The organism is Vibrio sp. 1978, from assembly GCF_033344345.1.
Genome location: NZ_JAWPOP010000538.1, coordinates 1 through 666 on the forward strand (window position 1 = coordinate 1; position 666 = coordinate 666).

The 666-nt window shown below is 50.2% G+C and carries 1 protein-coding gene; it reads left to right on the plus strand.

Features of this window, described 5'->3' with window-relative positions:
- Nucleotides 1-666 (plus strand): ATP-binding cassette domain-containing protein (locus R8N49_RS27685; RefSeq protein WP_318190525.1); only part of this gene is annotated, 666 nt, incomplete at both ends.

A 666-nucleotide genomic window follows, 5' to 3' on the forward strand; every position in this document is an offset into this window, starting at 1 on the left:
GAGCTGTTTGCTGGTACGCAAGAATCACGTTCACGTGGTTACAAACCTGGCCGCTTTAGTTTTAACGTTCGTGGTGGTCGCTGTGAAGCTTGTCAGGGGGATGGTGTTATCAAAGTCGAGATGCACTTCTTACCAGACGTGTACGTGCCATGTGATGTGTGTAAAGGTAAGCGCTATAACCGCGAAACACTGGAAGTACGCTACAAAGGCAAAACCATCGATGAAGTACTGGAAATGACCGTCGAGGATGCTCGCACCTTCTTCGATCCTGTTCCTGCGATTGCCCGCAAGCTGCAAACTCTAATGGACGTTGGTCTGTCTTACATTCGTTTAGGTCAAGCGGCAACCACATTATCAGGCGGCGAAGCGCAGCGAGTGAAATTGGCAAGAGAGCTATCCAAGCGTGATACGGGTAAAACCTTGTACATTCTGGATGAGCCAACAACTGGTCTGCACTTCCATGATATTCAGCAGCTATTGACCGTACTTCATCGCCTGCGCGATCACGGGAATACCGTTGTGGTTATCGAGCATAACTTGGACGTCATCAAAACAGCAGACTGGATCATCGACTTAGGACCAGAAGGCGGACAAGGCGGCGGAGAGATCATTGCCCAGGGAACACCAGAAGATGTGTCTCAGATCGAAGGTTCGCACACAGCTCGA